This is a genomic window from Nocardioides sp. (assembly GCF_034670285.1).
GTDB lineage: Bacteria > Actinomycetota > Actinomycetes > Propionibacteriales > Nocardioidaceae > Nocardioides.
Map to the genome: position 1 here is coordinate 1 of NZ_JAXMNS010000132.1, position 8,790 is coordinate 8,790.

Annotated in this window: 10 protein-coding genes; 2 read left to right on the plus strand and 8 right to left on the minus strand. The window is 71.5% G+C overall.

Annotation, left to right across the window (positions count from 1 at the left end; translation table 11 throughout):
- The 5 genes from VOI19_RS08420 to mca form a co-directional block, all read right to left on the minus strand.
- The coding region (locus VOI19_RS08420; RefSeq protein ID WP_323792517.1) for an aldehyde dehydrogenase family protein at window positions 1-634 on the minus strand (634 nt) is incomplete at its 3' end.
- Complete coding sequence (locus tag VOI19_RS08425) at window positions 631-2,214, minus strand: GMC family oxidoreductase (RefSeq protein ID WP_323792518.1); 1,584 nt, start codon at window positions 2,212-2,214, stop codon at window positions 631-633. The genes VOI19_RS08420 and VOI19_RS08425, both read right to left, overlap by 4 nt.
- Window positions 2,215-2,334: 120 nt before the next feature.
- Window positions 2,335-3,501 carry a cysteine--tRNA ligase gene (locus VOI19_RS08430; RefSeq protein ID WP_323792519.1) on the minus strand — a complete coding sequence of 389 codons (1,167 nt, stop codon included), beginning with the start codon at window positions 3,499-3,501 and terminating at the stop codon, window positions 2,335-2,337.
- Window positions 3,502-3,549: 48 nt separating this feature from the next.
- Window positions 3,550-3,855, minus strand: a complete 306-nt coding sequence (locus VOI19_RS08435; RefSeq protein ID WP_323792520.1) for a hypothetical protein — start codon at window positions 3,853-3,855, stop codon at window positions 3,550-3,552.
- 33 nt (window positions 3,856-3,888) lie between these two features.
- Window positions 3,889-4,782, minus strand: coding sequence for a mycothiol conjugate amidase Mca (gene mca, locus VOI19_RS08440; protein WP_323792521.1), 894 nt, complete (start codon window positions 4,780-4,782; stop codon window positions 3,889-3,891).
- Between the two features lie 61 nt (window positions 4,783-4,843).
- Here mca and VOI19_RS08445 point away from each other — a divergent pair, with 61 nt between their 5' ends.
- Together VOI19_RS08445 and greA are read left to right on the plus strand one after the other, a co-directional pair.
- Window positions 4,844-5,248 (plus strand): DUF4307 domain-containing protein, encoded by a 405-nt coding sequence (locus VOI19_RS08445; protein ID WP_323792522.1) that lies wholly within the window; start codon window positions 4,844-4,846, stop codon window positions 5,246-5,248.
- Between the two features lie 133 nt (window positions 5,249-5,381).
- A complete protein-coding gene (gene greA / locus VOI19_RS08450; protein ID WP_323792523.1) occupies window positions 5,382-5,885 on the plus strand; it encodes a transcription elongation factor GreA in 504 nt (167 codons plus the stop codon).
- Window positions 5,886-5,934: 49 nt separating this feature from the next.
- Here the strand turns inward: greA and ilvA are convergent, their stop codons facing one another.
- The 3 genes from ilvA to VOI19_RS08465 form a co-directional block, all read right to left on the minus strand.
- Entirely contained in the window at window positions 5,935-7,173 is a 1,239-nt protein-coding gene (ilvA, locus tag VOI19_RS08455) for a threonine ammonia-lyase (RefSeq protein ID WP_323792524.1), read from the minus strand.
- Complete coding sequence (locus VOI19_RS08460) at window positions 7,160-8,560, minus strand: AI-2E family transporter (protein WP_323792525.1); 1,401 nt, start codon at window positions 8,558-8,560, stop codon at window positions 7,160-7,162. The genes ilvA and VOI19_RS08460 overlap by 14 nt, the downstream gene beginning before the upstream one ends.
- A partial coding sequence (locus tag VOI19_RS08465) for a glutamate mutase L (RefSeq protein ID WP_323792526.1) occupies window positions 8,557-8,790 on the minus strand: 234 nt, incomplete at its 5' end. The genes VOI19_RS08465 and VOI19_RS08460, both read right to left, overlap by 4 nt.

Sequence of the window (8,790 nt, forward strand, 5' to 3'; positions counted from 1 at the left end):
CGCTCGGCCGGTCGCCGGGGCCGTACTCCCACGCCTCGGTGAAGGTGCGGGCGAGCCACACGCCGACGCCGGGCGTGTGCTCCGAGGGCTTGAACACCACCGCGTTGCCGGCGGCGAGGGCGTAGACGATCGAGCCCATCGGCGTGAAGACCGGGTAGTTCCATGGACCGATGACGCCCACGACGCCCAGCGGCTTGTAGGCCACCGACGCCGACTGGTTGGCCATCAGCAGGCCCGAGGAGACCTTCTGGCGCTTGAGGTGCTTCTCGGCGTTGCCGGCCGCCCAGGCGATGTGGTCGATCGCGAGCGAGGCCTCGAGCATGGCGTCACTGTGCGGCTTGCCGGTCTCGGCGTGAACGATGGCGGCGAGCTGGGCCAGACGCCGGGTCATCGCGCCCTTCCAGATGGTCAGGTGCTCCTTGCGCTCGTCGAAGCTCAGGGCGGCCCACCAGGCGGCGTGCTCGCGGGCCGCGCTGACCGCGGCCGTGACCTCCTCGGCGGAGTGGATCGGGTAGGTGCCCACCACGTCGCCCGTGATGGGGCTGAGGGAGTCGAAGGTGTGCTCGGCGTTCAGCGCCATCCCGTCGGGCGACAGCTCCGGCGTCTCGGGGGCTGTGTGGTCGATCAGCGTCATCGTGCACTCCTGATGTCCGCGGCCGCCTTCTCGGCGACCATGATGGTGGGGGCGCTGGTGTTCCCGCGGGGCACCGCCGGCATCACCGAGGCGTCGACGACACGCAGTCCCTCGACACCGCGCACGCGCAGCGAGGCATCGACCACCGCGTCCTCGCCCGACCCCATCGCGCAGGTCGAGGTCGGGTGGTAGAGCGTCTGGGTCCAGGTGCGGATGTGCTCGAGCAGGTCGTCGTCCGATGGGTCGGCCGGAAGGTTCCACGGCCGCTCGAGGTAGTCGGCCAACGCGCCCTGGGTGCAGATGTCCCAGGTGGTACGCGCGCCGGACAGCAGCGCGTCGAGGTCGGTCTGGTCCTCGAGGTAGGCCGCGTCGATCGCCGGGTGCCAGCTCGGGTCGGCCGAGCGCAGGCGGATCGAGCCGCGACTGGCGACCGAGACCAGCGTCGGGGCGGCGGAGAACATCCGCGACGTGGGCTCGTGGAAGCCGTTGTCGTAGAAGCCGGTCGGCGCCACGTGCACCTGAAGGTCTGGGGCGGGAAGGCCCTCGCGGGTCGAGAAGAACATGCCGCCCTCCCCGATGTTGGACGACAGCGGACCGGTGCCGCGCATCTTCCACTGCAGGAGGTTCTTGAGGTTCGACATCTCGGCGACGTCGGTGGTGTTGCGGGTGTGCCAGATCAGCGGCGTGACCGGGTGGTCCTGGAGGTTGGAGCCCACCCCCGCCAGGTCGACCCGGCTCTCGACGCCGACCTCGCGCAGGTGGCTGGCCGGTCCGATGCCCGAGAGCATCAGCAGCTGCGGGCTGTTGATCGCGCCGCCGCTGAGGATCACCTCGCGCCGAGCGTGGACGGTGTGCTCCGAGCCGCCCTGACGGAAGGTCACGCCGGTGGCGCGCTCCCCCGACAGCTCGACGCGCGAGGCGAGCGCTCCCGTGGTGACGGTCAGGTTGGCACGTCCTCGTGCCGGAGCGAGGTAGGCGTCGTTGGTCGACCAGCGCTTCCCGCGCTTGCAGGTCACCTGGTAGAGCCCGGCGCCGGCCTGGGTCTCACCGTTGAAGTCGTCGGTGCGCTTGTGGCCGGCGCTCACGGCGCTCTCGACGAAGGCCGAGGTCGTCTCGTGGGTGTAGGCGCGGTCCTCGACGTGGAGGGGTCCGCCGCTGGCGTGGTAGCGCCCGGCGAGCCGGGTGTTGTCCTCGGACTTGAGGAAGTAGGGCAGGACGTCGTCGAAGCCCCAGCCCTCGGCGCCGTACTGGTCGCGCCAGGCGTCGTAGTCGGCGTGCGCGCCGCGGATGTAGATCATCGCGTTCATCGACGAGCAGCCGCCGAGCGCCTTCATGCGCGGCCAGTAGGCCTTCTTGCCGTGCAGCTGCTTCTGCTCGGTGGTGTTGTAGTTCCAGTCCCACTTGGTGCGGAACAGCGACGGGAACGCCGCCGGGATGGCGACCTCGTCGGCGCCCTCCGTCTCACCTCCGGCCTCGAGGAGCAGCACGGTGGCGGAGGGATCCTCGCTCAACCTCGCTGCCAGTACGGCCCCGGCACTGCCGGCGCCCACGATCACGTAGTCATAGGTGTCCTGGGTCACACCTCGAAACCTACTCCTCGGTACCTACCGACCCCAGCCCCCATCGGTGGGGTCTCGGCCAGCGGGACGAGCGTCAGCACAGACACGGGCCGACACCCGTCCTCCACTGGTCGCTGAGGCTCAGCCCAGACGCAGGGCGGTGATCAGTCTGCGTGCGACCTCGCCGCCGTCGGCCTCGGCCCGCGCACACGCGCCGGCCACGTCGAGGTCCTCGCGGAGCAGTGCGACGGCACTGTCCGGGTCGGTGGACGACCCGGCTCGACCGGCCGCGGCGTACAACCGCTGCAGCGCGCCTTCGGCCTCCGCGAGCCGGCTCGGCTCGTAGTCCCACGCCTCGCCGTACGGGCGTGCGAGCAGGAGCAGGCGCAGCGCAGCGGGCGAGCAGCCCTGGAGGATGTCGTCGACCAGGACGAGGTTGCCCGTCGACTTGGCCATCTTGGCGCCGTCGATCCGTACCTCGCCCACGTGCAGGACGGCGCGGGCGAAGGGCGTGAAGCCCGACACCGCCTCGACCATGGCGGACTGGTAGGCGTGGTGCGGGAAGGCGAGGTCCTCCCCGCCCACCAGCACGTCGACCGACGGCCCGTGCACCGACCAGGCCATCGCGGCGCACTCGGCGTGCCAGCCGGGCCGGCCCCAGCCCCAGGGGCTGATCCAGGCCGGGTCGTCGTCGGACGACGCTCGCCACACCGGGACGTCGAACGGGTCGTCCTTGGCGGGATCGTCGGGGGCGTCGCCGTAGTCGGCCGACAGCTCGAGGGCTCGCTCGCGGGAGAGTCCGCTGCGCTCGACCACGTCGCCGGCGCGGAACCAGACCGTGCCATCGCGCTCGTAGGCCACGCCGAGGTCGAGGAGGGCCTGGGCGAGCTGCTGCACCGCTTCGATGTGGTGGCGGGCCCGCGGCTCCTCGGCGGGCGTGCCGACCCGCAGCGCGCGCATGCTCTGCTCGAAGAGCGACTGCTGCACGAGCGCGTACTCGTCGAAGTGGCGCCCCTTGCTCCGGGCCGCCTCCATCAGCACGTCGTCGACGTCGGTGATGTTGCGGCACACGCGCGGACGCACCCCACTCGCGTCGAGCACCGACGCGATGACGTCGGCCCACACGAACGTCGAGGCGTGGCCGAGGTGCGTGACGTCGTACGGCGTGATGCCGCAGACGTAGAGCCGGGCCGACCCGACGGCGGCCACGGTCGTTCCACCGAGGCTCAGCGACGTGGGGCGGGCGGGTGGGCTGCCGACGCGCTGACGTGCGTCGACGACACCGGACTGGATCGGTCGTGAAGCCATGGCCTCATCCTTGCACCACGCGGTCAACGGGCCGCGGGGCGCGCGGGCTCAGCGGTCGGGGTGCCCGTCTGGGTCGTCCTGCACGTCGTTGCGCTCGGCCTGCTCGCGCAGCTGCCGGGCGGCGGCGAGACCGCGGGCCTGACGCTCGGGCTTCGGGTCGGAGGGGTCGTAGCGCCCCTCCTCGGCGGAGCGAGCGGCGTTCTTGAGCCGCTTGGTGAGGCTGAAGCCGAGGAAGGCGACGGCCAGGATGAGGAGACCGAACAGCCCGAAGGCCGTCCAGCCCGCCACGACGTCCTCGTCCTGAGGGGTCCCGTCGACGGCGAGGGTGATCAGCTGGAGGACGGCGTCAGACATGCCGCCATTCTCTCACCCGGCCCCAGCGGGTCGTCAGCCGGCAGAGAGGTCGATGCCGGCGAAGAGGTCGCTCTCGGGAGTCGGCGCGTCGACGTGGCTCGTGACCAGCTCGAAGTCCTCGGTGGGCCAGACGTCGACCTGGATCTCACGGGGCACCGCGAACCAGAACCCGTCGGGATCGATCTGCGTGGCGTGCGCGAGCAGGGCCTGGTCGCGCACCCCGAAGTAGTCACCGCACGGCACGCGTGTCGTGACGCGGGCGTCCCAGTCGGGCTCCGGCTTCCAGTCGCGCAGGCGCTCCTCCCACGGCGAGACGAGCTCGTGGGCGACCATCGCGTCGTGGAGGCTCTGCATCCGCGCACGGTTGAACGAGTGGTGGAAGTAGAGCTTGGAGACCTGCCAGGCCTCGCCGGTCTCGGGGAAGCGCTCGGGGTCGGCGGCGGCCTCGAAGGCCGCGACGCTCACCTCGTGGCAGCGGATGTGGTCGGGGTGCGGGTAGCCCCCGCGCTCGTCGTACGTCGTGAGCACGTGCGGGCGGAAGGAACGGATCAGCGCCACGAGCCGCTCGACGGCCTCGTCGAGCGGCACCAGCCCGAAGCAACCCTCGGGCAGCGGCGGCTTCGGGTCACCGTCGGGCCACCCGGAGTCGATGAAGCCGAGCCAGTCCTGGGTGACGCCGAGGATGTCGCGCGCCCGCTCCATCTCCTGGCGGCGGATCTCGGTGATGTTCTCCAGCACGTCGGGGCGATCCATCTTGGGGTTGAGGATCGAGCCGCGCTCGCCGCCGGTGCAGGTCACGATGTGCACGTCGACGCCCTCGGCGACGTACTTGGCCGTCGAGGCCGCGCCCTTGCTCGACTCGTCGTCGGGGTGGGCGTGCACGTGCATGAGGCGGTAACCCGCCAGGGGTCGCGGGTCGTTCGACATGGCCCCAGCCTAGAGCCCTCCTGGCAGGAAGGCCTCAGGGCCTGGGTGGGAGGATGGAGCCGTGAGCACCCAGGACACCCTTGCCGACCGGTACGGCGCCCCGGCGCCGTGGCGACGGCCGGCACTGCGCAGCGCGATCGCCGTCCTGGTGGTCGTGTCGGTCGGGTGGCTCGGGTGGACGATCTGGGAGCAGTCCAGCCCGCCGGTCGCCTCCGGCGAGCTCACCTTCACGATCGTCGACGACAACACCGCCAGCGCTCGCTTCATCGTCGATCTCCAGGACGACGTCGAGGCGACGTGCACCGTGCGGGCCTACGCCGAGGACCACACGCTCGTCGGCACCGTCTCGTTCGTCCCCCGCCCCACCGACTCGGGCCGGGTCACCCAGGAGATCAGCACCGACCGGCGCGCGACCGCCGTCGAGCTGCTCGGCTGCACGGCGCCGGGCCAGTCCCGGCCGCGCTGAGGCGCTTGCGCCGCACCGCCTTGCTAGGCTCGATCATTCGGCTGACGCGCTGGGCGTCCCCTCCCCGGGACCGGCCCGCGACATGTACGCCGATCCACGAACCGTCACACCCTCGATCAGCACAGGAGCAGTCATGAGCCAACCGACCACGCAGGGAACCGTCTGGTTGACCCAATCGGCCTTCGACAAGCTGCAGGCCGAGCTCGCCCACCTCAAGGGCCCCGTCCGCGAGGAGATCGTCCTGCGCATCAGCGAGGCGCGCGACGAGGGTGACCTCAAGGAGAACGGCGGCTACCACTCCGCGCGCGAGGAGCAGGGCAAGAACGAGGGACGCATCCGTCAGCTCGAGGACATGCTGCGCCGCGCCGAGGTCGGCGAGACGCCCCCGAACGACGGCGTCGTCGAGCCCGGCATGGTCGTGACCTACCGCTTCGTCGGCGACGACGAGGACGAGATCGAGACGTTCCTCCTCGGCGCCCGCGAGATCGAGCCCGAGGGCCTGACCGTCTACTCGCCGCAGTCGCCGCTCGGTTCGGCCATCAACGGCCGCACCAAGGGCGAGACGGTGGTCTACGAGGCCCCCAACGGCAAGGAGCTCGAGGTCGTCATCGTCGACGCCGTGCCCTACACGGGGTAGGCCCCTGCGTCCGCACACCTCAGCACCACCGCACGCGGCTGCGCCGTCCTCATCGTTGGACGGTGTAGCCGCGTTCGCGTAGGCGGGCCAGGAGGGCCTCGGCGTGCGGCTCACCACGGGTCTCTAGCTGCAGCTGGACGTCGACCTCGTCGAGGTGCAGCGAGGCACTGATCCGCTCGTGCACGACCTGGAGCACGTTGGCGCCCGTCTGGCCCACCTCGCCCAGGAGCCGCGCCAGGCCGCCGGGGACGTCGGGGATCGTGACGTGCAGGTTGAGGTAGCGGCCCGCGGCCGCCATCCCGTGCTGGATCACCTTGCCCAGCAGGATCGGGTCGATGTTGCCGCCCGAGAGCACCGCCACGGCGGGGGTCTCGAAGGCACCGGGGTTCTCCATCATCGCCGCCACCGCGGCCGCTCCGGCGGGCTCGACGATCATCTTGGCGCGCTCGACCAGCGCCAGGAGCGCCCGCGACATCGCCTCCTCGGTGACGGTGACCACCTCGTCGACGTGGTCGCGCACCGCCGCGAAGGTGATCTCGCCGGGCAGACCGACCGCGATCCCGTCGGCCATCGTCTTCATCGACGACAACGCCACGGGGGCACCGCGCTCGAGCGAGCCGGGATAGGCCGCAGCACCCTTGGCCTGGACCCCGATGACGGTGATGTCGGGGCGCAGCGCCTTGAGAGCGATGGCGACGCCGGCCAGGAGGCCACCCCCACCGGTCGGGATGATCACGGTGCGGGTCTCGGGGGCCTGCTCGAGGATCTCGAGCCCGACTGTGCCCTGCCCGGCCACGACGTCGGCGTGGTCGAAGGGGTGGATCAGCACCGCGCCGGTCTCTTCGGAGAACCGGCGGGCAGCGACCAGCGCGTCCTCGAGGTAGCGCCCCTCGAAGACCACCTCCGCCCCGTAGCCGCGGGTTGCCTTCTCCTTCGGGATCGGCGCCCCCTCGGGCATGAACACGGTCGCCTCGATGCCGAGCTGCTGGGCAGCCAGCGCCACCCCCTGGGCGTGGTTGCCCGCGGAGGCCGCCACCACTCCGCGCGCCTGCTCCTCCGCCGTCAGCCTCGAGATGCGCACGAAGGCGCCGCGGGCCTTGAAGGAGCCGGTGCGCTGGAGGTTCTCGCACTTCAGGAGGACGGGGCCCCCGACGATGTCGGAGAGCCAGCGCGACTCCTCCATGGGCGTGGTGATCGAGTGGCCCTGCAGGGTCTCGCGGGCCGAGCGGATGTCGGCGAGGCCGACCTCGGGTTCCTTGGGCCCCTCAGGCCCCTTAGACGTGGTCATCGGCATCCCCCACCTGGTCGACACTGCGTTGCTCTTCGTAGTCCTCGGCCAGCTGCTCGACGGGGTCGTCGCCGACCTCGCTGTTGGTGGCCAGGTGCAGACCCACCGCGTTGACGACCGCGACCAGCGGCACGGCGACCAGCGCGCCGGCCACGCCGGCCACCAGGACACCACCGGCGATCGCGATGATCACCGCGAGCGGGTGCACCGAGACCCAGCGGCCCATCAGGAACGGCTGGAGCAGGTGCGCCTCGATCTGCTGCACGCCGATGACGACGCCGAGCATGATCAGTGCCGTGAGCGGACCCTGGTCGACCAGCGCGACGAGCACCGCGACCGCGCCGGCGAAGGTCGCTCCGATCAGTGGCACGAAGGCGCCGAGGAAGACCAGCACACCGATGGCGAGCACGAACGGGACACCGAGGATCGCCGCGCCCAGGCTGATCCCGATCGCGTCGACGGCGGCCACGATCACGGTGGCGCGGACGAACTGGGTGAGCGAGATCCAGGCCACGCGACCTGAGCTGTCGACGCGGTGACGGGCGGCGCGCGGGGTCAGCCGCACGACCCACGACCAGATCCGGTCGCCGTCGGCGAGGAAGAAGTAGGTGGCGAAGAGGACGATGAAGAGGCCGGCCAGCACGTGACCCAGGGCGGTGCCCACCTCGGTGACCCGGCCGACGTTGTCGGGGTCCTTGGTCTGCTCGTTGATGAGGTCCTGCGCCTGAGCGATGAAGGAGTCGATCTGGCTGTCGCTGGCGTTGAGCGGACCTTCCTCCAGCCAGCGCCTGATGTCCTCGAGCCCGGCGACCGTCGAGGTCGCGAGGTCCTCGGCCCCGTTGGCGATCTGCTGGCCGGCGAAGGTCAGGAGGAGCCCCACGAAGCCGAGTAGCCCGAGCACGACCGCGACGGCCGACAACGAACGGCTCACCCCCAGCCGTTGCAGCAGCTGGACGACGGGAGTCGTCAGCGCCGAGAGCAGGACGGCGATCGCGAGCGGCAGGGTGATGATCGAGAAGTAGCCGACCAGCTGGAGGATCGCGTAGCCCACGATCCCGATCACGATCAGCCGCCACGACCAGGCCGCGAGGAGGTCGACGCCCCACGGCACCTGGGCGCGGCTGAAGTTCGACGACCCACGCGTGACGCGAGGCTCCGGCTCGGGGGGCGGCGCCGTACGGCGATCGCGCTCCTCGCGCAGCAGCGCCCACTGGGCCGCGATGCGCGCGGTGATCCGGGCCTCGCGCTCGAGGTCCTCGGCCTCCCGGTCGACACTGCGACGGCGGCGCGGCCGCCGGGTCACCGGGGGCGCCGACTCCTCGACCTCGGACTGTTCGGGCTCGGCCCCTGCGGGCTGCTCGGGCTGCTCGGGCCGGTCGTCACTCACCCGTGCACCTTACGGTCCGCGGTGCTCGCGAGCAGCGATGCTGCCAGCCGACGCGCGGTGTCGGGGTGCACGTCTGCGAGCAGCCCCACGGCGGCGAGCACGTAGTCGGAGTCGACGACCACCGCGGGGTGCTCGGGCAGCTGCCAGCCACCGTCGCCGCCCGCGACGCCGTCCCCGGTGCCGATGCTGCCGACGAGCACGCGCGCGGCGACGCCGTCCTGTCCGTGCCG

What these genes read in the sequence shown, in the direction of transcription:
- VOI19_RS08430 (WP_323792519.1), bottom strand. Translation starts at nt 3,501, where the DNA reads ATGGCTTCACGACCGATCCAGTCCGGTGTCGTCGACGCACGTCAGCGC.
- VOI19_RS08435 (WP_323792520.1), bottom strand. Translation starts at nt 3,855, where the DNA reads ATGTCTGACGCCGTCCTCCAGCTGATCACCCTCGCCGTCGACGGGACC.
- mca (WP_323792521.1), bottom strand. Translation starts at nt 4,782, where the DNA reads ATGTCGAACGACCCGCGACCCCTGGCGGGTTACCGCCTCATGCACGTG.
- greA (WP_323792523.1), top strand. Translation starts at nt 5,382, where the DNA reads ATGAGCCAACCGACCACGCAGGGAACCGTCTGGTTGACCCAATCGGCC.
- ilvA (WP_323792524.1), bottom strand. Translation starts at nt 7,173, where the DNA reads ATGACCACGTCTAAGGGGCCTGAGGGGCCCAAGGAACCCGAGGTCGGC.